The organism is Micromonospora sp. NPDC093277, assembly GCF_044765245.1.
In the GTDB taxonomy this organism is placed as follows: Bacteria; Actinomycetota; Actinomycetes; order Mycobacteriales; family Micromonosporaceae; genus Micromonospora.
The window spans coordinates 59,558-81,957 of the sequence record NZ_JBIWJO010000012.1; the positions used below are offsets into that span (position 1 = coordinate 59,558).

At 72.6% G+C, this 22,400-nt stretch carries 24 protein-coding genes; 12 read left to right on the forward strand and 12 right to left on the reverse strand.

Translation table 11 applies throughout. The features are described from left to right. The first annotated feature begins 121 nt into the window (after positions 1 to 121). Together ACIRG9_RS24555 and ACIRG9_RS24560 are read left to right on the forward strand one after the other, a co-directional pair. Positions 122 to 325 carry a cold-shock protein gene (locus ACIRG9_RS24555; protein ID WP_007464836.1) on the forward strand — a complete coding sequence of 68 codons (204 nt, stop codon included), beginning with the start codon at positions 122 to 124 and terminating at the stop codon, positions 323 to 325. Positions 326 to 498: 173 nt separating this feature from the next. Then, positions 499 to 690: a hypothetical protein gene (locus tag ACIRG9_RS24560; RefSeq protein WP_402860262.1), complete on the forward strand. Its 192-nt coding sequence runs from the start codon at positions 499 to 501 to the stop codon at positions 688 to 690. Between the two features lie 27 nt (positions 691 to 717). Here the strand turns inward: ACIRG9_RS24560 and ACIRG9_RS24565 are convergent, their stop codons facing one another. The 4 genes from ACIRG9_RS24565 to ACIRG9_RS24580 are packed head-to-tail and all read right to left on the reverse strand — an operon-like array spanning position 718 to position 3,871. Beyond that, positions 718 to 1,155: an RrF2 family transcriptional regulator gene (locus tag ACIRG9_RS24565; RefSeq protein WP_402860265.1), complete on the reverse strand. Its 438-nt coding sequence runs from the start codon at positions 1,153 to 1,155 to the stop codon at positions 718 to 720. A gap of 4 nt (positions 1,156 to 1,159) precedes the next feature. Then, positions 1,160 to 2,044 carry an ABC transporter permease gene (locus ACIRG9_RS24570; protein ID WP_402860268.1) on the reverse strand — a complete coding sequence of 295 codons (885 nt, stop codon included), beginning with the start codon at positions 2,042 to 2,044 and terminating at the stop codon, positions 1,160 to 1,162. Next, the gene (locus tag ACIRG9_RS24575; protein WP_402860271.1) at positions 2,034 to 2,813 is read right to left on the reverse strand and encodes an ABC transporter ATP-binding protein; all 780 of its coding nucleotides are present in this window, start codon (positions 2,811 to 2,813) and stop codon (positions 2,034 to 2,036) included. Before ACIRG9_RS24575 ends, ACIRG9_RS24570 begins: the two co-directional genes overlap by 11 nt. Further along, positions 2,810 to 3,871, reverse strand: coding sequence for an ABC transporter substrate-binding protein (locus ACIRG9_RS24580; RefSeq protein WP_402860274.1), 1,062 nt, complete (start codon positions 3,869 to 3,871; stop codon positions 2,810 to 2,812). The genes ACIRG9_RS24575 and ACIRG9_RS24580 overlap by 4 nt, the downstream gene beginning before the upstream one ends. Positions 3,872 to 4,099: 228 nt before the next feature. On the opposite strand from ACIRG9_RS24580, the gene ACIRG9_RS24585 reads away from it, so the two are divergent. The 3 genes from ACIRG9_RS24585 to nudC all read left to right on the forward strand — a co-directional run bounded on the left by ACIRG9_RS24585 (position 4,100) and on the right by nudC (position 7,827). Then, positions 4,100 to 5,407: a M16 family metallopeptidase gene (locus tag ACIRG9_RS24585; protein ID WP_402860277.1), complete on the forward strand. Its 1,308-nt coding sequence runs from the start codon at positions 4,100 to 4,102 to the stop codon at positions 5,405 to 5,407. A gap of 115 nt (positions 5,408 to 5,522) precedes the next feature. After that, the gene (locus ACIRG9_RS24590) at positions 5,523 to 6,860 is read left to right on the forward strand and encodes a M16 family metallopeptidase (protein WP_402860280.1); all 1,338 of its coding nucleotides are present in this window, start codon (positions 5,523 to 5,525) and stop codon (positions 6,858 to 6,860) included. Between the two features lie 22 nt (positions 6,861 to 6,882). Continuing rightward, entirely contained in the window at positions 6,883 to 7,827 is a 945-nt protein-coding gene (gene nudC, locus ACIRG9_RS24595; RefSeq protein ID WP_402860283.1) for an NAD(+) diphosphatase, read from the forward strand. 210 nt (positions 7,828 to 8,037) lie between these two features. Here the strand turns inward: nudC and ACIRG9_RS24600 are convergent, their stop codons facing one another. The 3 genes from ACIRG9_RS24600 to ACIRG9_RS24610 all read right to left on the reverse strand — a co-directional run bounded on the left by ACIRG9_RS24600 (position 8,038) and on the right by ACIRG9_RS24610 (position 9,809). Next, complete coding sequence (locus tag ACIRG9_RS24600) at positions 8,038 to 8,307, reverse strand: hypothetical protein (protein ID WP_402860285.1); 270 nt, start codon at positions 8,305 to 8,307, stop codon at positions 8,038 to 8,040. A gap of 209 nt (positions 8,308 to 8,516) precedes the next feature. Continuing rightward, positions 8,517 to 8,756, reverse strand: coding sequence for a DUF397 domain-containing protein (locus tag ACIRG9_RS24605; RefSeq protein ID WP_402860288.1), 240 nt, complete (start codon positions 8,754 to 8,756; stop codon positions 8,517 to 8,519). Between the two features lie 72 nt (positions 8,757 to 8,828). Then, positions 8,829 to 9,809 (reverse strand): helix-turn-helix domain-containing protein, encoded by a 981-nt coding sequence (locus tag ACIRG9_RS24610; protein ID WP_402860291.1) that lies wholly within the window; start codon positions 9,807 to 9,809, stop codon positions 8,829 to 8,831. Between the two features lie 213 nt (positions 9,810 to 10,022). Between ACIRG9_RS24610 and ACIRG9_RS24615 the strand changes: the two genes are divergently transcribed. Next, on the forward strand, positions 10,023 to 11,315 hold the full coding sequence (locus ACIRG9_RS24615) for an MFS transporter (RefSeq protein ID WP_402860294.1): 1,293 nt from the start codon (positions 10,023 to 10,025) through the stop codon (positions 11,313 to 11,315). A gap of 65 nt (positions 11,316 to 11,380) precedes the next feature. Here ACIRG9_RS24615 and ACIRG9_RS24620 read toward each other — a convergent pair whose 3' ends face one another. Then, the gene (locus ACIRG9_RS24620; RefSeq protein WP_402860297.1) at positions 11,381 to 11,623 is read right to left on the reverse strand and encodes a mycoredoxin; all 243 of its coding nucleotides are present in this window, start codon (positions 11,621 to 11,623) and stop codon (positions 11,381 to 11,383) included. Between the two features lie 91 nt (positions 11,624 to 11,714). On the opposite strand from ACIRG9_RS24620, the gene ACIRG9_RS24625 reads away from it, so the two are divergent. The 3 genes from ACIRG9_RS24625 (at position 11,715) to ACIRG9_RS24635 (ending at position 14,755) form a co-directional block, all read left to right on the forward strand. After that, positions 11,715 to 13,862 carry an ATP-dependent DNA helicase UvrD2 gene (locus ACIRG9_RS24625; RefSeq protein WP_402860299.1) on the forward strand — a complete coding sequence of 716 codons (2,148 nt, stop codon included), beginning with the start codon at positions 11,715 to 11,717 and terminating at the stop codon, positions 13,860 to 13,862. Between the two features lie 136 nt (positions 13,863 to 13,998). Beyond that, positions 13,999 to 14,250: a hypothetical protein gene (locus ACIRG9_RS24630; protein WP_402860302.1), complete on the forward strand. Its 252-nt coding sequence runs from the start codon at positions 13,999 to 14,001 to the stop codon at positions 14,248 to 14,250. A gap of 139 nt (positions 14,251 to 14,389) precedes the next feature. Beyond that, complete coding sequence (locus tag ACIRG9_RS24635; RefSeq protein WP_402860305.1) at positions 14,390 to 14,755, forward strand: WhiB family transcriptional regulator; 366 nt, start codon at positions 14,390 to 14,392, stop codon at positions 14,753 to 14,755. A 385-nt stretch (positions 14,756 to 15,140) separates the two neighbouring features. On the opposite strand, the gene ACIRG9_RS24640 is transcribed toward ACIRG9_RS24635, so the two are convergent. The 3 genes from ACIRG9_RS24640 to ACIRG9_RS24650 form a co-directional block, all read right to left on the reverse strand. Continuing rightward, positions 15,141 to 16,487, reverse strand: coding sequence for an ABC1 kinase family protein (locus ACIRG9_RS24640; RefSeq protein WP_402860308.1), 1,347 nt, complete (start codon positions 16,485 to 16,487; stop codon positions 15,141 to 15,143). Between the two features lie 10 nt (positions 16,488 to 16,497). After that, on the reverse strand, positions 16,498 to 17,610 hold the full coding sequence (locus ACIRG9_RS24645) for a TOMM precursor leader peptide-binding protein (RefSeq protein ID WP_402860311.1): 1,113 nt from the start codon (positions 17,608 to 17,610) through the stop codon (positions 16,498 to 16,500). A 259-nt stretch (positions 17,611 to 17,869) separates the two neighbouring features. Then, the gene (locus tag ACIRG9_RS24650) at positions 17,870 to 18,037 is read right to left on the reverse strand and encodes a DUF5679 domain-containing protein (protein WP_012014940.1); all 168 of its coding nucleotides are present in this window, start codon (positions 18,035 to 18,037) and stop codon (positions 17,870 to 17,872) included. 522 nt (positions 18,038 to 18,559) lie between these two features. Here ACIRG9_RS24650 and ACIRG9_RS24655 point away from each other — a divergent pair. Beyond that, positions 18,560 to 19,081: a M48 family metallopeptidase gene (locus tag ACIRG9_RS24655; RefSeq protein WP_402860313.1), complete on the forward strand. Its 522-nt coding sequence runs from the start codon at positions 18,560 to 18,562 to the stop codon at positions 19,079 to 19,081. 57 nt (positions 19,082 to 19,138) lie between these two features. Continuing rightward, positions 19,139 to 19,825 carry a hypothetical protein gene (locus tag ACIRG9_RS24660; RefSeq protein WP_402860316.1) on the forward strand — a complete coding sequence of 229 codons (687 nt, stop codon included), beginning with the start codon at positions 19,139 to 19,141 and terminating at the stop codon, positions 19,823 to 19,825. 101 nt (positions 19,826 to 19,926) lie between these two features. Here ACIRG9_RS24660 and ACIRG9_RS24665 read toward each other — a convergent pair whose 3' ends face one another. After that, entirely contained in the window at positions 19,927 to 21,195 is a 1,269-nt protein-coding gene (locus ACIRG9_RS24665; protein WP_402860319.1) for a zinc-dependent metalloprotease, read from the reverse strand. Positions 21,196 to 21,363: 168 nt separating this feature from the next. Here ACIRG9_RS24665 and ACIRG9_RS24670 point away from each other — a divergent pair, with 168 nt between their 5' ends. Continuing rightward, positions 21,364 to 22,377 (forward strand): PDZ domain-containing protein, encoded by a 1,014-nt coding sequence (locus tag ACIRG9_RS24670; RefSeq protein ID WP_402860322.1) that lies wholly within the window; start codon positions 21,364 to 21,366, stop codon positions 22,375 to 22,377. Positions 22,378 to 22,400 lie beyond the last annotated feature (23 nt).

Here is a 22,400-nt window from a genome sequence, read left to right on the forward strand (position 1 = left end):
TTTGTTGTGTCCGGAATGCTCCGGGCGGGGCGACCAGCAGCGACAGGTGCGCCGGGTGGCGCACCATCACTCCGGCCTGCGACAGGCGTGGGCCGGAACGTTCCGTCAGAGGAGACGAACAATGGCTATCGGAACCGTCAAGTGGTTCAACGCTGACAAGGGCTTCGGCTTCATCACCCCGGACGGCGGCGGCGCCGACGTCTTCGCCCACTTCTCCGCCATCCAGTCGTCCGGCTACCGCAGCCTGGACGAGAACCAGCGGGTCGAGTTCGAGGTGACCCAGGGCCAGAAGGGCCCGCAGGCGGAGAACATCCGCCCGCTCTGACCTTCACCCGCCGCCCGGCGCGCCCGCCCCAACACCCACGGGTACGGCAAGCCTGAGTCGGAGATCCGCGCGAATGGCGTCCGAAAGACGACTGTTCCGCGGCTCAGTCTCGGGTGATGCTGTTATCCGGGGGAAGAGGCCGGGCGTGCCTGGCGGGCGCGGGAGGGGGGACCATGGCGGGCGAGGCCCACTCGGGGGCGGCGCGTGAGCTGCTGCTGGTCCTCGCGGTCGCGGGGCTGGGCCTGGTGCTCGCCATGCTGGCCGCGTTCGGCCCGTGGCACCCGGCCTCCGCCGGTTCCGCCCGGGCCGGGCTGGTCGAGCTGCACAGCCCGGCCGGGCGGTCGGTCGGCGCGACCGCCGGCTGAGGGCCACCGCCCCGGCATCCCGCCTGGTCAGACCGTCGGCGTGCGGTCGCCCAGCAGGTCGGCGAGGGTGGTCCGGTCGACCACCAGCGCGATCGCACCGTCCACCGCCAACCAGACGTCCCGCAGTCCGACGGCCACCCCGTGGTAGCCGGCCCGATCGGCCGGCAGGCCCCGGACGCTGGTCAGCGCCCCGCCGACCGCGCGCAGGATGTCGCCCACGCTGATCTCGGCCGCGGGGCGGGTGAGCGCGTATCCGCCCTCGGTCCCGCGGTGGCTGTTCAGCAGCTCGGCCCGGCGCAGTTCGAGCAGGATGCCCTGAAGGAAGCTGAGCGGGATGTCCTGGCTCTCGGCCAGGGCCGCCGCCTTCACCAGCTCGTCGCCGGCCTCCCCGTCGCCGGAGGACCCGGCGGCTGCGACGGCGAGCATGGCCCGGAGCGCGTAGTCGGCGCGCGCGGAGACGTACACGGCGTCAGTTGCCGGCCTGGTCCAGCACGCCCCACCGGCGGCGGATCGCCTTGTCGGCCGCGCCGAAGGCGGCGTCCACGCCGAGCCCCACCACCAGGATGACGATCATGATCGCCATCAGCCGGGGCGCCTCGCTGAGTTCACGGGCATAGGTGAGCTGCGCGCCGATCGAGGTCCGGGTGGCGATGACCACCAGCAGCTCGCCGGCCATCAGGCTGCGCCAGGCGAATGCCCAGCCCTGCTTGAGCCCGGCCACGATCGCGGGCAGCGCGGCTGGCGCGATGACGTACCGGTAGAGGTTGAGCCCCCGGGCGCCGAGGTTGCGGCCCGCCCGTACCAGCAGCGGCGGCACGTAGTCGACGCCATGGATGACGCCGTTGGCGACGGACGGCGCCGCGCCGAGCACGACCACGAAGAAGATCGCTTGCTCGCTGAGTTGGAAGAGCAGGATGGCCAGCGGGAACCAGGCGATCGACGGCATGGTCTGCAGTGCGGTGATCATCGAGCCGAGGGCGGCGCGGAGCACCCGCACCCGGGCCACGGCCAGGCCGAGCACGAGCCCGACGGTGACCGCGGCGGCGAAGCCGACGGCGGCCCGCCGGCCGGTGGTGGCCAGGCCGTCCCAGAGCGCCGAGCTGACCAGGTAGTGGCCGAGGTCCTCGAACACCGTCGCCGGGCCGGGCAGGGCCCACGGATCCTTCCAGCCGGTCCAGACCACGGCCTGCCAGAAGGAGATGACCAGAGCCAGGGCGGCGAGCTTCGGCCACAGTGCCGACCAGGCCCGGCGCAGTCGGGTCGGGCCCTGTTCGCGGCCCGCGATCTCCAGGGCGTCCAGGCCGGTGATCTGCGCGTCGGTACGCGTCGACCCGGCGAGCGTGTCACTGGCCATGGCGGCCCACCTCCGTACGTAGCCGTTCGGTGACCTCGGCGGCGATGGTCGCGATCTCCGGGGAGTCGATCCGGCGGGGCCGGGCCACGTCGACCCGAGTGGACCAGATGATCCGGCCGGGCCGGCTGGAGAGCAGGATGATCCGGTCGGCGAGGCGGGCCGCCTCGCGGACGTTGTGGGTCACGAAGAGCACGGTGAGCCTCCGCTCGGACCAGATCCGTTCCAGCTCGTCGTGCAGGATGTCCCGGGTCATCGCGTCGAGGGCACCGAACGGCTCGTCCATCAGCAGCACCGGCGTGTCCAGGGCGAGAGTACGGGCCAGCGCGACCCGCTGCCGCATGCCGCCGGAGAGCTGGTGCGGGCGCTTGCGACCGAAGTCGGCCAGGTGGACCGTGCGCAGCAGTTCGGCGACCCGGGCGCGGCGCTCGTCCCGGGGCAGCCCGCGCAGCTTGAGCGGCACCTCGACGTTCGCCTCGACGGTGAGCCACGGGAACAGGGCCGGCTCCTGGAACATCAGGCCGGGATTGATCTCCTCGCCGAGGTCGATCTGCCCACCGCTGACCCGGTCGAGCCCGGCGACCAGGTTGAGCAGGGTGCTCTTGCCGCAGCCGGAGGCGCCGACCAGGCAGACGAACTCGCCGGGGGCGACGTCCAGCGACACCCCGTCCAGGGCCAGGACGGCGTGCTCGCCCTGGCCGTACACCTTGGTCACGCCGCGCAGCGCGACCGAGCCGGTCGCGCTGCGCGGGACGGTCGTGGTCGACGTCACGGCTGGGTTACCTCGGGCTTGCCCTGCGCCTTGAGCACCTCGTTGAGGTACGTCAGGTCGTAGAGGCCGGTGAGGTCCACGGGAGCGGTCAGTTCGACGGCGACCGCGTGGTCCAGGCCGACCTTCAGCGAGGACGGGATCGGGTCGTTGGTGAACTCCAGGGTGGGCCACGCCTGCTTGATCAGCTTGAGGTCCAGCGGCTTGCCGGTGATCTTGCCGATGTGGTCGGAGATGGCCTGCTGGGCCTCGTCCGGCTTGCTGTTGACGAAGTCGTTCGCGGCGACCTGCCCCTCGACCAGCTTCTTCACCACGTCGGGGTGGGCCTTCAGGAACTTGGTGCTGACGATCAGGTTGGTGATCACGAACTTCTTGTCCGGCCAGAGGTCGCGCTCGTCGACCAGGACCTTGCCGCCGGCGTTGACCAGTCGCGAGACGAACGGCTCCGGCACCCAGGCGCCGTCGATCGTGCCGCTGGTGAAGGTCTCCAGGGTCTGCGCGTTCTCCTGCGGGACGACCTTGACATCGCCGCCGCCCTCCTTGGTGGTGGCCAGGCCCTTCTCCTTGAGCCAGTAGCGCAGCGCCACGTCCTGGGTGTTGCCGAGCTGCGGCGTGGCGATCTTCTTGCCGCGCAGCTGCTCGACCGAGGTGATCTCGGGCTTCACCACCAGCGCGACGCCGCCGGAGGCGGCACCGGAGATGACCCGGACCGCCTCACCCTTCGACTTCGAGAAGGCGTTCACGGTCGGGTTCGGGCCGATGTACGTGGCGTCGAGCGCGCCGGAGAAGAGCGCCTCGATGGCGGCCGGCCCGGCGTTGAAGGTCTTCGTGTCGAGCTTGACGCCGCTGCCGAGCTTCTCGGTGAAGATCCCCTTCTCCACGCCGACCACCGCAGGCGCGTGGGTGATGTTGGGGAAGTAGCCGAGGCGCAGCGTCACCGGACCGGACCCGCCGGCGGCGTCGGTGTCGTCGCCGCAGGCCGCGGTGGTGCCCAGGGTGGCCGCGCCGACCACGGCGAGGGTGGCGACGGAGAGTAGCCGGCGGAAGGGAAGCCGTCTCATCGTGTGTCCAATCCACAGTATTCCTACTTAGTTGGTAGGAAGACTGGGGCAAGCCGGGAACGGCGTCAAGGCCCATCCACGATCCGGGAAGGTCGACCCGGAGGTTCTTGACATTTCCTACCGGTTCGGTGGAGTAAGCGGTGCTGGTCGGCCCATCGCCACGACGGCCGTCCGGAGTGCCGGGCCACACGGCCGGTGCGGCCGGTGCGGACACGTTAGGGTCGATCCGTGCCGCCGAGAGCGAGAATTCCAGCGACGAAGTATCCGGTCGAGCGGTTCACCCTCGACAACGGCCTGCGGGTGGTGCTCACCCCCGACCGCAGCGCCCCGGTGATCGGGGTGGCGGTGGTCTACGACGTCGGCATCCGGTCCGAGCCGGAGGGCCGCACCGGCTTCGCCCACCTCTTCGAGCACCTGATGTTCCAGGGCTCGGAGAACCTGGAGAAGCTGGCCCACTTCCGGCACGTCCAGGGTGCCGGCGGCACCTTCAACGGCTCCACCCACCTGGACTACACCGACTACTTCGAGACCCTGCCGAGCAACGCGCTGGAACGGGCGCTCTTCCTGGAGGCCGACCGGATGCGCGGCCCCCGCCTGACCGAGGAGAACCTGCGCAACCAGGTCGACGTGGTCAAGGAGGAGATCCGGGTCAACGTGCTCAACCGGCCGTACGGCGGGTTCCCCTGGCTGACCCTGCCGCCGGTCATGTTCGACACCTTCCCCAACGCGCACGACGGCTACGGCTCCTTCGACGACCTGGAGTCGGCCACCGTCGCCGACGCCGCCGACTTCTTCCGGCGCTACTACGCCAGCGGCAACGCGGTCCTCGCCGTCAGCGGGGACATCGACGTGACCGAGGCGACCGAGCTGATCGAGCGGCACTTCGGGGACGTGCCGGCCCGGCCCGCCCCGCGCCGGCCCGACTTCGCCGAGCCCGACCTGACCGGGGAGCGGCGCACCTCGTACACCGACAAGCTGGCTCCGCTGCCGGCGGTGGCCGGAGCCTGGCGGGTGCCCGACCCGGTGACCGACTTCCCCGGATACCTGCCGTACGTGGTGCTGGCCGAGGTACTCACCGACGGTGACGCGTCCCGGCTGGTCGAGCGGCTGGTCCAGCGGGACCGCACGGTCACCAGTCTCGGTGGCTACCTCGGCTTCATGGGCGACCCGTTCGACGTGCGCGACCCCACCGCGCTGCTGCTCCAGGCCCACCTGCCGCCCGGCGGCGACGTCGACAAGGTGCTGCGCACCATCGACGAGGAACTGAACCGGCTCGCCACCGACGGGCTGACCGAGGGGGAGCTGGCCCGCACCCAGGCCCGGATGGCCACCCACCTGCTGCGGGACACCGACGCGGTGCTCGGCCGGGCGCTGCGGATGGCCGTACTCGAACAGCAACGCGGCGAACCGGGCCTGCTCAACGAGCTGCCCCGGCTGGTCGGCGAGGTGACCGAGGAGCAGGTCCTCGCCGCCGCCGCCACCCTGCGGCCGGAACGCCGCGCGTCCATCGAGGTCATTGCAGGAGGTAGCCGGTGAGCGCGAGGAGTGAGCCGGGTTTGCGAGCCCCGCAGTCGCGAACGAAGACCGGCCCGGTGAGCGCGAGGAGTGAGCCGGGTTTGCGAGCCCCGCAGTCGCGAACGGAGGAAGGCCGGTGACGGCGACGGTGGAGACCGGGACCCGACCGCTGCCGCCACTCGGGCCCACCCGCAGGCTCAAGGTGCCGACGCAGGCAGAGCGCACGCTCGCCAACGGACTCACCGTGATCGCCGTACGCCGGCAGGCGATTCCGCTGGTCGAGCTGCGGCTGTGGATGCCGTTCGGGCGTACCCACCTGGCACGCGGCGCGATGCTGGCGCAGACCATCCTCTCCGGCACGGCGACGCACACCGCGACCCAGATCGCGGCCGAGCTGCAGAAGGTCGGCGGCGGTCTCTCCGCCGGGATCGACCCGGACCGGCTGATGCTGTCCGGGGCCAGCCTGGTCACCGGCCTGGGCCGGATGCTGGAGCTGCTCGCCGACGTGCTGACCGGGGCCGTCTACCCGAACGACTGGGTGGAGACCGAGCGGGACCGGCTGGTCGACCGGATCCAGGTCGCCCGGAGCCAGCCCGCCCACCTGGCCCGGACCGCGTTGCTCAAGCGGATCTACGGCAAGCACCCGTACGCGGTGCAGACTCCCGAGCCGGACGAGGTACGCACGGTCCGCCCACCGGTGCTGCGCAAGTTGCACGCCGAGCGGGTGCACCCGGCCGGCGCGGTGCTGGTGCTGGTCGGCGACGTGCAGCCGGAGCGGGCCCTGGACGCCGCCGAGCAGGCGCTGGCCGGCTGGGACGGGGCCGGGAACGTCGCCGAGCTGCCGCCCGCGCCGCCGCTGGAGCCCGGCCCGCTGCTGCTGGTCGACCGGCCCGGCTCGGTGCAGTCCTCGCTGCGGATCGCCCTGCCGGCGGTGCCCCGCACCCATCCCGACCACGCCGCCCTGCAACTGGCCAACCTGGTCTTCGGCGGCTACTTCTCCTCCCGTTGGGTGGAGAACATCCGGGAGGACAAGGGCTACACGTACGGGCCACACTCGGTGGTGGAGCATTCGGTGGCCGGGTCGGTGCTGATCGCCGCCGCCGAGGTGGCCACCGAGGTCACCGCACCCGCGCTGCTGGAGACGATGTACGAGCTGGGTCGCCTCGCCGCCCTGCCGCCGAAGCCGGAGGAGCTGGAGCAAGCCCGCCAGTACGCGCTCGGCACGCTCCAGCTCGGCATGTCGACCCAGGCCGGGCTGGCATCGCTGACCAGCGCGTACGCCGGCAACGGGCTGCGGCTGGACTTCCTCGCCGAGCACGCCGCCCGGCTGACGAAGGCGACCGTGGACGACGTGGCGGAGGCGGCGGCGCGCTACCTCGCCCCGGCGAAGGCGGTCACCGTGGTCCTCGGTGACGCCGAGCGGGTCGCTGAGCCGCTGGCCGCGCTCACCACGGTCCGAACGGAGGCGGCGTGAGCGAGCGGAGTGAGGCGGCGGCATGAGCGGCGAGGTTTGCCCGCCACTGGCCCGGTCCACGCTGGACCGGGCGGCGCACCGGCGTACCGACCGGGACTGGCTCGCCGAGGCGTGGGAGCGGGCCCGGGTGCTGGTGCTGGACTCGGCCGACGACGGCCGGGCGCTGGTGCGCGGCGAGACCGCCCCGCCGGAGCTGGTGCTGGTCGGCCCGGACGAGCTGCCCGAGGTGCCCCGGTCGGTGCCGATGTTCCTCGGCGTCGATCCGGACGGCGTACCGGTCTTCGCGGTGGACGCGCCGCTGCCGGAGCTGCCCGGCACCCGCCGGGTCAACCTGCGCGAGGTGGGGCACCTGCTGGCCGACCGGGACGCGGGGATCTTCACCACCGGGCTCGCCCTGTTGAACTGGCACGTCCGGCACGGCTACTCGTCGATCAGCGGGCACTCCACGCAGGTCGACGAGGCCGGCTGGTCACGGGTCGACGCGCTCGGCGAGCGGGTCTGGCCGCACACCGACCCGGCGATGATCGTGCTGGTCCACGACGCGGTGGACGGCCCGGAGGGGCGCTGCCTGCTCGGCAGCAACGCCGCCTGGGCACACACCCCGGGGGAGCGCCGCTACTCCTGCCTGGCCGGCTACGTCGAGCCGGGGGAGTCGGCCGAGGCCGCCGTGCTCCGCGAGGTCCGCGAGGAGGTCGGCGTCGAGGTTACGGAGATCTCGTACGCGGGCAGCCAGTCCTGGCCGTTCCCCGGCTCGCTGATGCTCGGCTTCCTGGCCCGCGCCGACGCCGACGAGCCGATCCGGGTGGACCCCGCCGAGATCGCCCACGCCCGCTGGTTCACCCGGCGGGAGATCGGCGTGGCGCTGGCCGGGGAGGCGGTCGACGTGTGCGGGGAGCGGCTGGTCCTTCCGCCGCCTTCCTCGATCGCCCTGTTCCTCGTCCACCGCTGGCTCGACGGCCACTGCTGACCGGGGCGGGAGATCCGCTCCGCGTCGACGGCCAGCCGGACCGGCGCGACCAGGTCACGCGGGGCCCAGTCGGCGAGCCCGGCGACGCGGCCCCGGCCCGGAACCGTCGTTGCCGCGGCGGCCCCGGGCCGGGAACAGGGGCGTCGCGGCCGGGTGAGGCAGGAACGCGGCGGGAGGAGCCGGTCCGGCCACGACGGAGGTCAGACGTGGTCAGCTGCCGTCCCAGCGGTAGGGGTGACCTGGGTTGGTCTCCTCGACCGGGAGCACCTTGACCCGGTGCCGGCCGGCGCGTACGGCTCCTACGCACGCCAGTGCGCGGGCCAGCAGCAGGGCGGCGTCGCGGTCCTCGGCGTGGACGACCTGGCGGCGTGGCTCCGGCGCGGTGGTCTCATCCCGCAGCCGGCCCCCTCCGGACCAGGCGGCGGCGATGTCGGTGTCGGCGGCGGCACGGATCTCGGTGCGGACGATCAGGAACCGCATGGGTGTCCCCCGGGACGGACGGATACGCGCTGGAACTTCCACGTCACTCTTTCGACATGTTACGCCCGGCGGTTGTCCCAGCAAGTGAAACTCGACGATCGTTCGTGGGGGTCGACCGATCGGGCGAGTCCAGGTCAGCACCATTGTCGCGGGCGGACATGCGTCGGGGCCGCCGGCGCGATGCCGACGGCCCCGGTGCGTTCGGCGGATCAGCTCATCGCGAACTGGCCGTTCTTCGCGCCGGCGATGAAGCCCAGCCATCCAGCCCGGTTGAACAGCAGCACCGGCCCGCTCGGGTCCTTGCTGTCCCGGAGCGCCACCGCCGCCGGCCCGTTACGCAGGGGCGCGACCTCCACGCAGTTCGAGGTCTGGCTGCGGGTGCTCTTGCGCCAGGTGGCGCCGGCTAGCTGCGGCGCGAGGTCGGACGAGCTGTTGCGAGTCTCGTTCATGGTTCTGCTCCTGGTCTGGAGTGCTCCGATGGGGGCGAGTGACGCCGCGCGGACGGCCAGGTCCGGCGTGGATCACCGGTCCGTCGCCAGGCGGCCCGAGCCGCGGCGGCGCTGGGCCGGCGCCATTGCCGGCCCGGACGCCGCAGTGGACTCGGCTGCCGTGTCGGGCAGCCGTCCCGTCGTCTCGATGAGCCAGGAGAGGGTGTCCGATGCGGAGAGCGCCGCCGAGCGTAGCCACTCGAACACCACTTTATAGCGATTTAGGGTGTTTACCTCGGTCGACATGACGTCGGTGAACCCGCCTTCGATGGCCAGGGTTTCCGGGTCGAGCGGATCGGCGAACCGGTAGACCGAGAACGCGGTCGGCGGGAGGTACCAGTCGCCGATCCGGGTGTCGCGCAGCAGCAGGTGCAGCGTGACGTTCGGCAGCATGGCCAGCTCGCAGAGGTGGACGATCTGCTCGCGCAGCACCGCGGGCGGTCCGGCCCGCCGGCCGAGCGCCGCCTCCTCCAGCACCGCCGTGTAGCGCGGCGCGTCGGGGGATCGGGTCAGCAGCGACTGGCGGGCCTGGCGGGCGCGTACCTCGGTCTCCGGGTCCTCGCCCTCCGAGTCGCCGGCCTGCTCAGCCACTCGGGACGCGGAGCTGATCCGGTGCCGGGCGTATCCCGGCGTCTGGAGCAGCCCGGGGACCAGCACCGGGTTGTACTCGGAGATCTCGGCGCAGCCCGCCTCCAGTTCGGCGAAGCCGCGCTGCTGCTGGGTCATCACCGGAAAGTTGCGCAGCCAGCCCCGCATGTCGCCGGCCTCCAGGGTGATCCCCAGCAGTTCCTCGCGCAGCCCGTCGTCCGCGTCGTAGAGGGCCAGCAGGACGCCGACGTCGTCGGGGTCGGGTCGGCTGCGCCCGTTCTCCAGGCGGGACAGTTTGGACGCGGAGGCCCAACCGATCCGCTCGATGACCTGGTCGCCGGTGAGGCCGGCGTGCTCACGCAGCCGGCGTAACTCGGTGCCGAGCCTGCGACGACGCAGGATCGGGCCTGGTGTGGCAGGAGGCACGATGTCCTCTTTCCGTCGACCGCCGCAGGGCGCGACGGTAACCGTATGAAGTTCGGCCCCCACGGTCAGTATGGACGCCGCGACCGATGTCGGAGGTTCCGGCGAGGGCGTGTCTTGCGACAAAAAGTGGACTCTGGAAGGACGCCCGACCGGTCCGGACGGGGAGGGGCCGGGCGCGCGTCCCCGACGCACCCCTCGCCGAAGGGAACCCCGATGCGCGTCGTTCTGCGCCGCCCCGACTTCCGCCTGCTCTTCGCCGCGTTGCTGGCCAGCATGGCGGCCGAGTCGATCCTGCTGCTGGCCCTCGCCGTCTGGGCGAAGGACCTGACCGGCTCGGACGGGATGGCCGGGGCGACCATCTTCGCGATCGTCGCGCCGATGGCCCTGGCCCCACTGGTCGGCTGGGTCGTCGACCGGTACCGGCGCCAGCCGTTCTTCGTGGTCGCCAACCTCGGCACGGCGGTGCTGCTCGGCCCGCTCTTCGCGGTCCGTGATCGCGCTGACGTCTGGATCATCTACGCGGTGGCAGCCTGCTACGGCCTGTCGTACATCGCGTTGAGCGCGGTGCTGAGCGGGCTGATCCGCCAGATCGTGCCGAGCGAGCTGCTGGCCGACGCGAACGGGGTGCTGCAGACCGTCCGGCAGGGCCTGCGGCTGGTCGGTCCGCTCGCCGGGGCCGGGCTCTACGCCGCCGTCGGGGGATGGCTGCTGGTCGCCCTCGCCATGACCGGTTTCCTCACCGCCGCGGCCGTGGTCGGCCTCCTCCGGGTCACCGAGTCCGGGTCACCCGGCGCCGTCCGGCGCTGGCCGGCCGGGCTCGGCGCCGGCCTGCGGCACCTGGCCGGCGAGCCCGCACTGCGCCGCGCCCTGCTCGGCTACGGGCTCGGCTCGCTGGTGATGGGCTTCACCGAGTCGCTGATCTTCGCGTACGTCGATCTGGGGCTGCACCGGGACGCCGCGTTCGTCGGCGTGCTCGTCACCGTGCAGGGCGTCGGTGGGCTGGCCGGCGGGCTCGTCTCGGCCGGCGTGGTACGCCGGGCCGGGGAGGTGGGTGCGCTCGCCGCCGGGGTTACGTTCTTCGGGCCGGCCGCGCTGGCGCTGGCGTACCCGCGGCTCTGGCTCGGCGTGGGGGCGCTGCTGCTCGCCGGGGTGTCGCTGCCGCTGACCATGGTGGGGCTCAACACGCTGGTCCAGCGGCGTACCCCGACGGAGCTGCTCGGCCGGGTCACCGCCGCCTCCGAGGCGCTGGTCAGCGGCCCGCAGGCGGTCTCCATCGGCACCGGCGCCCTGCTCGTCGGCGTCTTCGACTACCGCCTGCTGTTCGCCCTGGTCGGAGTGGTCACGACCGCCGCCGGCGGATACCTCTGGCACCACCGCCGCCTGACCCCACCCCCCTCCACGGACCCACCCACCCCCACCCCCAGCCCCGTCCCGGGCCCTCGCCGCCCGCTGTCCACCGTCGATCATGAGGTTGTCGTCACGACACGCCGAACTCACGGGCGCTAACTTCATGATCACCGGGGCGGACCGGGACCGGGGCAGGGGCCGGGACGGGCGGGGTGGGGGGTGGGTTAGGCGGAAATGGTGGCGAGGTGCTGCTTGACCTGGTTGATCGAGGGGTTGGTGAGGGCGCTGCCGTCGGCGAAACGCAGGGTCGGAACGGTCTGATTGCCGCCGTTGACGCTCATCACGAACTCCGCGGCCTGCGGATCCTGCTCGATGTCGACCACCTCGTACCCGATGCCCTCCCGGTCGAGTTGCGACTTCAGCCGGTGGCAGTAGCCGCACCACGGGGTGGAATACATCGTCAACATGGTCAGGTCCTCCAAGGGAAGGCTCGCGCCCGGTCCGATCCGGCCAGGCTAACCGCTGCAACATCGCGGAGGGCTGAGATGATTCCTGGTTGTGGCGGTTCACTCAGCGGCGGAACAGGTGCTCGCCGGACTGGATCCGGAACAGCGGTCCGCGGTGACCGCACCGGCCGGTCCGGTGTGCATCCTGGCCGGCGCCGGAACCGGCAAGACCCGGGCGGTGACCGCCCGGATCGCTCACCGCGCCCTCACCGGCGACATCTCCGCCCGGCACGTGCTGGCGGTCACCTTCACCGCCCGCGCCGCCGCCGAGATGAGAGCCCGGCTTACCGCGCTCGGGGTACGCAACGTCCAGGCCCGCACCTTCCACGCGGCGGCGCTGCGCCAGGTGCGCTACTTCGCGCCCCGGCTGCTGGAGGGGCGCGCCATGCCGGAGCTGCTGGACAGCAAGGTCCGGGTGGTCACCCTGGCCGCCGCCAAGGTGGGCCTGCGCGCCGATCGGGCCGCCGCCCGCGACCTCGCCGGTGAGATCGAGTGGGCCAAGTCGTCCCTGGTCGAGCCCGGCGAGTACGTGGTGGCCGCGGCCAAGGCGCTGCGTGAGACCCCGTACGAGCCGGCGAAGGTGGCCGAGGTCTTCGCCGCGTACGAGCGGCTCAAGCGCGGCAACGGCGTGATCGACTTCGAGGACATGCTGCGCGCCGCCGTCTGGGGTGTGGAGGAGCACGCCGACGTCGCCGAGCAGGTACGCGGCCAGTACCGGCATTTCGTCGTCGACGAGTACCAGGACGTCAACCCCCTCCAGCAGCGGCTGCTGGACGTCTGGCTCGGCGGCCGGGACGACCTCACCGTGGTCGGCGACGCCAGCCAGACGATCTACTCGTTCACCGGGGCGACCTCGTCGTACCTGGTCGACTTCCCGCGCCGGTACCGCTCCGCCGCGGTGGTCCGGCTGGTTCGCGACTACCGCTCCACCCCGCAGGTGGTCGGGCTGGCCAACGCCGTCATCTCGCAGGCCCGGGGCACCGAGGCCCGGCTGCGGCTGGAGTTGCACGGACAGCGCCCGCCCGGCCCCGAACCCGAGTTGCGGATCTTCACCGACGAACCGGCCGAGGCGAACGCGGTCGCCGCCCGCTGCCGGGCGCTGATCGACGGCGGCACCCCGGCCCGGGAGATCGCGGTGCTGTTCCGGACCAACGCGCAGTCCGAGGCGTACGAGAAGGCGCTCACCGAGGCGCGGGTGCCGTACCAGGTGCAGGGGGCGGAACGGTTCTTCGAGCGGCCCGAGGTGCGGCAGGCGATGGTGGCGCTGCGCGCCGCCACCCGGTCGATCCCTGGCGAGACCCCGCTGCCGGCCGCCGTGGTGGAGGGGCTCGCCGCGGTCGGCTGGGCGCCCGACGCGCCCCCGGCGGGCGGCGCCGCCCGCGAGCGGTGGGAGGCGCTCGCCGCCCTGGTCCAGCTCGCCGAGGAGTACGCGGGCACGCCGGAGATCACCCCGATCGGGGAGGCCGCCGCGGTCGAGCGCCCGGTGACGCTGGCCGACTTCAACGAGGAGTTGGCCCGGCGGGCGGCCCAGCAGCACGTACCCACAGTGGAGGGGGTGACGCTGGCCTCGCTGCACTCCGCGAAGGGCCTGGAGTGGGACGCGGTGTTCCTGGTCGGCCTCGTCGAGGGCACCCTGCCCACCTCCTACGCCAAGACCCCCGAGCAGGTCGAGGAGGAGCGGCGGCTGCTCTACGTCGGGATCACCCGGGCTCGGGAGTGGCTCTGGCTGTCGTACGCCGCGGCCCGCTCGCCGGGTGGACGGGCCCGGCGGCCGTCCCGCTTCCTGCCGCAGCTCGACCGCTCGGGCGGCACCGAGCGGGCCGGCGCCGGCGCGGCCCGGCGGACCGAGCGGCGGCGACCTCAGGTGGTGTCCTGCCGGATCTGCGGCGCCACCCTGCTCGCCGGGGCGGACCGCAAGCTCGGGCGCTGCCCGACCTGCCCGTCCGACCTCGACGAGGAACTGCACGAGCGGCTGCGCGAGTGGCGGCAGCGGGTGGCCGAGGCGCAGCGGGTGCCGGCGTACGTGGTCTTCACCGACGCGACGCTGACCGCGCTGGCCGAGCGGCGGCCGGGACGCAGCGAGGAACTCATCGCGATCGCCGGAATCGGCCCCCGCAAACTGGGACTTTACGGCGATACCGTGCTGGCCCTGGTGGCAGGCGCAGCGGTCGACGATGTCTGCCCACAGAAAAGTTTCTAGATCTGGCCGTAAATCGTTTGCCCTCCCCCGGAGGCGAGGAATAGCCTCAGAGCACACCTCACGAGCGGCGCCATTCGGGCTGCTCACGGGGGATGAGTCCATGGTCGGCACGAGGAAAGTCAGGGAGGTGGCATCAATGGAGACCTACATCTACGAGCGTCCGGCGGCGATGCCAGCTGCCTGCGCTCCGCTGTCGTCCGTCCGGGTGGCCCTTGCCACTCGACCGTCGGTCCCGCAGGTGCACCAGGTCCAGGTTCAGGCCGAGCTGAACCTGACCGTTGCGCCGCTGGCGGGGATCGAGGGGACCAGTGGCTTCACGGGCATGGGCATCGGCGTCAACAAGCGCACGGATGCCCGCGGTGTTCCACCTCGAGGTAGACCGGTCTGATCCACCAGACCACCGGCTCACCTCGAGGCCGCGGAACCCGCTACCGGGATCCGCGGCCTCAGTTTTTTGCACCGCGAAGTGCCGAAGTACGTCGGAAACACGATCCACGAGATCGAAGTGAGAGAGAGGTGACCGGAGGATGAGTCTGGCGTTGGCCCCGCTCGACGTGAGCGTCGAGGTGGAGGCGAACCTGCCCTGCCGGAAGTTCGACCCTGACCTGTGGTTCTCCGATGCCCCGACCCAGCTGGAGCTGGCCAAGTCGCTCTGCGGGGACTGCCCGCTGCGCGTCGAGTGCCTTGCCGGCGCGGTGGAGCGTGCCGAGCCGTGGGGGGTCTGGGGCGGCGAGATCTTCGAGCGTGGCGCGGTCGTCCCGCGCAAGCGGCCCCGTGGCCGTCCGCGCAAGGAGGACCTCGCCCGCGACGCCCAGCTCCGGGTCGAGGCCGAGGCGCGACTGGCGGCCAGTGGGCTGTCCGAGTCGCGCAACACGGTCCGGCTGGCAGCCTGACACGTTTCCGATCCACACGTCCCCGCCGGTGTCCCACCGGCCGCGAGAAAGCTGAAACCGATGATGCACCTGCCGAATGGAACCGAGATGCAACTACTTCACGAAGCGTTGTCCAGGGCTCGAATGCCCCGGCCTCAGGCCGGTCGCACCACCACGAGCACTGAGGCAACCCGTTCCGCCCGTACCGTCGCCATGAAGAGCCGCAGCCAGTCGGCTCGCGACCTGGGCGTTCTCTAGATCCCTACCGAACACGACGGGGGCGGTGGCCGGATGGCCACCGCCCCCGTGGCGTTCCCGCCGCGGCCGGCACCCGGGTCGCGGCGACGTCTGGGGCCGGCGCAGGCCGGGCGACGATCGGCCAGACCCGCCCTGGCTCGGTCGGCGCTCAGCTCACCGGGGCGAAGCCGGGCAGCCAGCGTTCCAGGATCGCCCGGTAGGGCGCTTTCGCCTCCAACTGGCAGAGCACCCCGATCGAGCCCAGCGTCACCCGGTGGATCATCAGGTAGGACGGGGGCAGGTTGAGCTGGCGGCTCAGCTGGAACGAGGGCGACCGGGGGCTGGCCAGCCGGGTGGCCTCGGAACGGAGCCAGGCCCGGGTGAACCGGAACTCCTCCTCGGCGACCGGGGTCAGCATCGGCTGGAGCCACTCCAACAGCGCCTGCGCGTCGATCGGCTCGGTCTGGCTGACGAAGCCCTCCTCGCGCAGCCCGGCCACCACCGCGTCCGCCCGGCCACGCAGGGCCAGCCCGGCCAGCCGGCCGATCGGCTCGGGAGTGCCCTCCGGCATCCGCGCCACCGCGCCGAAGTCGATCACACCGAGCCGACCGTCCGGGAGCAGCCGGAAGTTGCCCGGGTGCGGGTCGGCGTGCAGTAGCCCGGCGCGCATCGGCGCGGAGAGGTGCAGCTCGGCCATCAGCCGACCGGCCTCGTCGCGCTGCTCCTCGGTGCCGTTCCGGATGATGTCCGCGAGCGGGATGCCCTCCACCCACTCGGTGATCAGCACCCGGGGCGAGGCGTCCACCACCGCCGGGATGAAGATCTCCGCGTCGCCGGCGTACGCCGCGGCGAAGGCCCGCTGCGACTCGGCCTCCAACTCGTAGTCCAGTTCCTCGGTGATCCGTTCGCGCAGCTCGACGAGGAGGGGCTTGACGTCCAGCCCGGGCTGGATCGCGCGGAACATGCCGCCGAGCCGGGAGAGCTGCTTCAGGTCGGCGAGCAGGGCGTCCCCGGCGCCTGGATACTGGATCTTCACGGCGATGTCCCGGTGGTGCGGGGCGCCGTCCGGGCCGTACCCCGGGTCGCGCCAGACCGCGCGGTGCACCTGCCCGATGCTGGCGGCGGCGGCCGGGGTGTCGTTGAACTCCACGAACCGGTCCCGCCAGTCCGGCCCGAGCTGCTCGGCGAGCACCTTGTGCACGGTCGCCGCGGGCAGCGGCGGGGCGGCCTCCTGGAGCTTGGTGAGCGCCTGGCGGTAGGGCCCGGCGATCTCCTCGGGCAGCGCCGCCTCGAAGACCGACAGCGCCTGCCCGAACTTCATCGCCCCGCCCTTGAGCTGCCCGAGCACGCTGAACAGTTGCTCGGCGGTGCGTTGCTGGATCTCGGCGGAGATGACGTCGGACGCGAGCCCGGTGACCCGCTTGCCCATGCCGAGGACGGTCCGGCCGGCGAAGCCGAGCGGCAGAGCGGCGAGCTTGGCGGTCCGGGACACGGCCCGGCGCGGGATGTCGGTCACCCGGTCATTGTTACCGACTCGACGGGCCCGTTGCTGGTGCGAGCCCGGAGCGGGTGATGCCGATTCGGGTCGAGCGACGTCCGGAGCACCCGCAGGACGGGTGCGGTGGCCACTGACGGCGGCGGAACCGGCCGGCTCCGGCGATCTCGACGGCGCAGCCGGGGGTCTCCGGAGCGCCGCCGTCGAGGTGGGCCAGCGCTTCCGCCGCGGCGTACGCCACCGCCGCCAGCCGGGTGGTGGCCGCGCACGGGCGCTCGGTCTCGTCGGTCGCGAGCTGGGCGGCGAGCGCCGGCCAGTCCGGGTCACGGTCGACCCGGTGCAGGTCGAGGCAGCTCAGGCAGGGCCCGGCCGGTGGCCGTACCAGCGGGCCGACCACCGGCACGCCGCCGCGCAGGTCGACCAGGAGGTGGGGTTGGCGGCGCTGCGCGTACCGGGCGGCCAGCAGGGCCGCGGGGCGGTCCGTGCCGAGCTGGATCACCAGGTCGACGCGGCCGCGCGGCAGCTGCCCGGTCTTCGTCCCTGGCGCGGACCGGCCGAGCGCCTCCCGGAGGGCGGTGGCCAGCGGCCGGCCCACCTCGGCGGCGGTCAGGCCGGTCCCGACCAGGTCGCCCGCGCGGACCGGGCCGGACAGGTCGGGTGCCACGTGGCCGACGCCGGCCTGGGCCAGCGCGACGGTGATCGCCCCGCCGAGCCGGCCGGCACCGGTGACCAGCACCCGGGCCGCCCGGCGGCGGCGTAGGACCTGGGCCGGGGTGCCGGGCAGCCCGGCGGGGGCCAGGGGCAGGGCCGCGGCCTCGTCGGCCAGCCGGGCCCGGGCCGGCCCGGCGAGGTCGCGGGGAAGCAGGCTGTGCGCCGGTACGACGAGACCGGCGGCCCGGAGCGTGTCCAGCAGGACCCGGGCCTCGTCCGGTGCCACCTGGAGCGTGGCCGCGTACGCGAGGACGGCGCGCTCGCTGCGGGTGCCGTCCAGCAGGTCGAGCAGGCGGGCGGCCGAGGGGTTGGCCACCTCCAGCAGGACGGCACGGCCCGGTTCGAGCCCGAGTTGGAGGGTGTACCGGTCCCGCCAGAGCCGGGTCAGGCCCGGCAGGAACGTCGGACGGGCGAGCGGGGTGCGCGCGGTCATGCCACGAATCGTTACCGTATCCGCGCTGTCCGTGCCTCGTTGTCCACAGGTATGCCCGACCGCATCCAGGGCTGTCCACAGGAAAAGCCGGCTTATCCACAACCGGGCGGTAACCGGTGTCGGCCGACCGACAGTCAGTGGTCGGAGGTGACGCGGGAGAGGGGCGACCAGTCGCCGGTCGTCCCTCTCCCGCGCCACCCGACGACAAAGGTGCCGGCGGGCTCATGCCTGGCGGCCCGCCCGGCGGCACCTTCGTGGGTCAGACCTTGGCCTTGCCGAGGATGCGGTTCACTGTTGTGCCGCACACCGGGCACTTGCCCTTGGCCATGTTCATGCCGGTCTTCGAGACCTCCACGCGTCCCTCGAAGTCCCGCTTCTCCTTGCACTTGACGCAGTAACCGTTGTAGGTCTGGGCCTGGTCGGCCACGCTAGCCCTCCTCGTCTCGTCCGCCGGGCACGCCCGGCGGGTCTCCCAGCGGCGGGCCACGCGTGGCTCCGGCGCCGGGTGGTTCTCCGCGATCACGCTCGTGACCGCCGGTTGGCGGACCCTACCCAGCTCTGGGCAGTTCCATGTCAGCTGTACGCCGACTCTGTGAGCAAGCCGACGACGAGAGTGTGCATGCCGGGTTAGGTCGGATAAGTCAGTTTGGCGGGGACACGCCGGGTGAATGCACTCAGATTCCCCCTTCGGGCAGCCCCGCGCGACGCCCCACCCGTAGATCACCTAACGTGTCCGAGGGCCGACGGGTGACGGCCGGCGGGCCGGTTCGGTTCGCCACGAAGGGTGACCGGAGTCCTTCGAGCGGCCAGCGCAACGAAATTTTTCAGGACTCCCCGCGACCAAATACCATTTTCCGGGCGCGTGTCATCGTGTTTACTCTTGCGGACTCCTGGTCAGTAAGCATTAGCTTGCCTTCGTGACAGTCATCCGAGGCTGCGCGGACCGGTAATGGCCGGGACGCGGAAGCCGGTCGTCGAGGTGCGGCGCAGTCAGCGCCGGCGACGTACAGTGTCCGCGTATCGGGACGGCGAACGGGTCGTGGTGCTCATCCCCGACCAGTTCTCCCGGGCCGAGGAGAGCGAGTGGGTCGACCGGATGCTGGCCCGGCTCGCCGCCCGGGAGGGCCGGCTCGCCCGCTCCGACGGGGAACTGCTGGCCCGAGCCACCCGCCTGATCAACCTTTACCTCCCCGAGCACCGCGGCGCGGCCGCCCCGGCCAGCGTGCGCTGGGTCACCAACCAGAACGGCCGGTGGGGCTCCTGCACCCCCGCCGACCGCACCATCCGGATCTCCCACCGGATCCAGGACATGCCCGACTGGGTGATCGACTACGTGCTCCTGCACGAGTTGGCGCACCTGATCGTGCCCAGCCACAACGCCCGGTTCTGGGCCCTGGTCGGCCGCTACCCGAAGACCGAGCGGGCCCGGGGCTACCTGGAAGGCGTCGCCTCCGTCGCCCTGGCCGGCTGAGCTGAGGGCACCGGCGACGGGCCGCCCCGTGTGGCGCGGCCCGGGTTAGGGTCGGGCATGGCCCGACGTGTGGTGGTGGCGTTGCTCGGACCGGTGACCTGGACGCCGCCGGGGATCGATCCGACGCGGTGGCGTACCGCACTCGCCGAGGACGTCGTGGACCTGCTCGCCACGCTCAACGAGGTGGAGACCGCGGTGGCGGTGCCGCCCGGGGACCGCTGGCTGGCCGACGCCGTCGTCTGGCCGGGCACCCCCGTGTACGAGGTGTCCGAACCCACGGTCAACGCCGTGTTCGCGGCGTTGACCGCCGACCGCGCCGCCCCGACCGTCGACGATGCCGGGTGGCCGGGCGATGGTGCCGCGCCGGCGGATGCTGGCACCGGGCCGGCCCGGTACGACCAGGCGGCGGTGGTGGTCGCCGACGCGCCCGACCTGCCCGGGCTCACCCTCGGCAAGCTGCTCCGGCCGCTGTCCAGCCGCCCGGTGGCGGTCGCCCCGGTGGAGGGGCACGGCCCGGGGCTGCTCGGCGTGGCGGCGCGGCTGCCCGTACCTGAATGGCTGCCCGAGGTGGACCTGTCGACGGCGGCGGCGGCCGACGTGCGGGCCGCCGCCCCGCGGCCGGGGGACGTCGCCGTCACCGCCGGCTGGCGCCGGCTGCGTGGCCCCGCCGACCTGGCGGCCCTCGACCCGGCCATCGACGGCTGGGACGCCACCCGCGCCCTCCTCTCCCCGCGCCCCCACTAGAAGCAGGATCCGCACAACTTCCAGGAAGTAGCGGCCCCGACTCACCGCTGAGGCCACTACTTCCCTGATGTTGCGCGGACCTTGGGACCGGGGGAGAAGGGTCAGGGCTTGTCGTCCTCGCCCGGGCGGTCCTCCTCGGGGGCGCCGGGGGCGGTGAAGTCGAAGTTGGCCAGTTCCTCGTCCAGGTCGCTGCTGGTCGCCGCGAACGCCTCCGGGTTGGCGAAGTCGTCGTCCGACGGGAGCAGGTCGGGGTGACCCCAGACCGCGTCCCGGCCGGCGATCCCGCGGTGCTCGGTCAACGCCGCCCAGAGCACCGTCGCCTCGCGCAGCCGGCGGGGCCGCAGCTCCAGACCGACCAGGGCGGCGAACGTCTGCTCGGCCGGCCCACCCGCGGCCCGGCGCCGGCGGAAGGCCTCGCCGAGGCGTACGACGTTGGGCAGCCGATCGCCGGCCGCGCTGTCGACCACGTGGCACACCCAGCCCTCCACCAGGGCGAGCACCGTCTCCAGCCGGGCCAGGCTGGCCTTCTGCGCCGGGCTGTCCTCGGGGGTGAAGATGCCCTCCAGGGCCATCGCCTGCATCGACTCCGGGTCGGTCGGGTCGACCCGGCCCATCGCCTCCTCGATCGCCTCCCGGTTGACCCGGATGCCGGCGGCGTAGTTCTCCACTGCGGCGAGCACGTGCCCGCGCAGCCACGACACGTGCTGGAAGAGCCGCTGGTGGGCGGCCTCGCGCAGGGCGACGTAGAGGCGTACCTCGTCCTCGGGCAGCTCCAGGCCCTCGCCGTACGCCCGGATGTTGGCGGGGACGAGCGCGGCGGTGCCGGCCGGGCCGAGCGGCAGGCCGATGTCGCCCGCGGACAGCACCTCGGCGGCGAGCGAGCCGAGCGCCTGGCCGAGCTGGCCGCCGAAGAGCGCGCCGCCCAGCGTGGCGACCATCGACTGCATCGGGCCGAGCTGGGCCCGCGCCTCCGGCGGGACCAGGTCGCCCATCGCGCCGACCATCCGGCTGGCCACCGGGTCGCAGAGCTTGCGCCACACGTCGAGGGTCTTGTAGATCCACTCGTTGCGGTTCCAGGCGATCGACGTCCGGATGCCGGAGGGCCACGAGGTGGCCGGCTCCAGCCAGAGATCGGCGATGCGCAGCGCCTCCTCCACCGCGTTGCGTTCGAACGGCGAGACCGCCGGGTCGCCGGCGGCGGCGAGCTGACTCGCGGCCACCTGCCGGGCGAGGTCCCAGTTGACCGGACCGCTGCCCGACGCGGAGAGCAGGTGCTGCAACTGCGTCATGAACTGCTGCATCTGTGCGGGGTCGTTGGGGTCTGGTGGTTGCCCACCCGGGAGCGCGAAGCCGAACGGAATATCAGGCACGTCGTCTACGGTACGCGTGCGGTGGTAATTCGGCCCCGCGCCGCCAGGCGGCGCTCCAGACCGAATGAGGCGCTGCGCCGCAGGTCGGGCAGGTCGGCGTTGCGCCGAGGGCGAAGTCCGCCGGTCGTCGGGCCGGAGCCGCATGCCCGGCTCGGTACGCTCTCCCGCATGAGACGTCGCGGCGTGACCGTACTCTTCGGTGCACTGCTCACCGCCCTGCTCAGCATCGGGGTGCTGAGCGTGCCCATCCCGTACGTGGTGCTCGGTCCCGGCCCGACGGTCAACACCCTCGGCACCTCGAACGGCAAGGAGATCATCCAGGTCGACGGCCGGCCGACGTCCACCTCCGCCGGGCAGTTGCGGCTCACCACGGTCGGTGTGCAGCCCACCGTCCGGCTCCGCTCGGCGCTGGCCGGCTGGTTCTCCAAGGACGAGGCGGTGGTGCCCCGCGAGCTGGTCTACCCGCCGGGCGAGTCGCAGCAGGAGATCGAGAAGCGCAACGTCGAGGACTTCCAGAACTCGCAGACCAGCGCGGAGACGGCGGCCCTGCGCGAGCTGGGCTACCCGGTCCAGGTGCTGGTGAAGGCGGTCACCGCCGGCGGGCCGTCGACGAACGTGCTCAAGCCCGGCGACGTGCTCACCTCGGTCGACGGCCAGCAGGTGACCAGCGCCGCCCGGCTCACCGAGCTGATCCGGGCCAAGCCGGCCGGCACCGCGCTGAAGATCGGGTACACCCGGGACGGGCAGCCCGGCACGGCCACGGTGACCAGCCGGGAGCAGGACGGCCGGCCGCGGATCGGTGTCGAGATCGACCAGCAGCAGCCGCACCCGTTCACCCTGAAGATCGACCTGGCGGACATCGGCGGACCGAGCGCCGGGCTGATGTTCGCCCTGGGCATCATCGACAAGCTGGAGCCGGCCGATTTGACCGGCGGGAAGAACATCGCCGGCACCGGCACCATCGACGACGAGGGACGGGTCGGCCCCATCGGCGGCATCGCCCAGAAGCTGGTCGGCGCGAAGAAGGCCGGTGCCAAGGTGTTCCTGGTGCCCGCCGACAACTGCGCCGAGGCGGTCAGCAACCCGCAGCCCGACCTGCCGCTGCTGAAGGTGACGTCGTTGGACGACGCGCTGAAGACGCTGGAGACGCTGCGCGCCGGGGGGCAACCGACCCGTTGTTGAGCCGCCCGTGGTGAACGCGTGGA

Bases quoted from the DNA above. Each gene is read 5' to 3' on its own strand.
- ACIRG9_RS24605 (WP_402860288.1), bottom strand. From the start codon at position 8,756: ATGAACGAGACTCGCAACAGCTCGTCCGACCTCGCGCCGCAGCTAGCC.
- ACIRG9_RS24660 (WP_402860316.1), top strand. From the start codon at position 19,139: ATGGCCCGACGTGTGGTGGTGGCGTTGCTCGGACCGGTGACCTGGACG.
- ACIRG9_RS24635 (WP_402860305.1), top strand. From the start codon at position 14,390: ATGAGTCTGGCGTTGGCCCCGCTCGACGTGAGCGTCGAGGTGGAGGCG.
- ACIRG9_RS24620 (WP_402860297.1), bottom strand. From the start codon at position 11,623: ATGTTGACGATGTATTCCACCCCGTGGTGCGGCTACTGCCACCGGCTG.
- ACIRG9_RS24670 (WP_402860322.1), top strand. From the start codon at position 21,364: ATGAGACGTCGCGGCGTGACCGTACTCTTCGGTGCACTGCTCACCGCC.
- ACIRG9_RS24615 (WP_402860294.1), top strand. From the start codon at position 10,023: ATGCGCGTCGTTCTGCGCCGCCCCGACTTCCGCCTGCTCTTCGCCGCG.
- nudC (WP_402860283.1), top strand. From the start codon at position 6,883: ATGAGCGGCGAGGTTTGCCCGCCACTGGCCCGGTCCACGCTGGACCGG.
- ACIRG9_RS24645 (WP_402860311.1), bottom strand. From the start codon at position 17,610: ATGACCGCGCGCACCCCGCTCGCCCGTCCGACGTTCCTGCCGGGCCTG.
- ACIRG9_RS24655 (WP_402860313.1), top strand. From the start codon at position 18,560: ATGGCCGGGACGCGGAAGCCGGTCGTCGAGGTGCGGCGCAGTCAGCGC.
- ACIRG9_RS24630 (WP_402860302.1), top strand. From the start codon at position 13,999: ATGGAGACCTACATCTACGAGCGTCCGGCGGCGATGCCAGCTGCCTGC.
- ACIRG9_RS24555 (WP_007464836.1), top strand. From the start codon at position 122: ATGGCTATCGGAACCGTCAAGTGGTTCAACGCTGACAAGGGCTTCGGC.
- ACIRG9_RS24600 (WP_402860285.1), bottom strand. From the start codon at position 8,307: ATGCGGTTCCTGATCGTCCGCACCGAGATCCGTGCCGCCGCCGACACC.
- ACIRG9_RS24560 (WP_402860262.1), top strand. From the start codon at position 499: ATGGCGGGCGAGGCCCACTCGGGGGCGGCGCGTGAGCTGCTGCTGGTC.
- ACIRG9_RS24570 (WP_402860268.1), bottom strand. From the start codon at position 2,044: ATGGCCAGTGACACGCTCGCCGGGTCGACGCGTACCGACGCGCAGATC.
- ACIRG9_RS24580 (WP_402860274.1), bottom strand. From the start codon at position 3,871: ATGAGACGGCTTCCCTTCCGCCGGCTACTCTCCGTCGCCACCCTCGCC.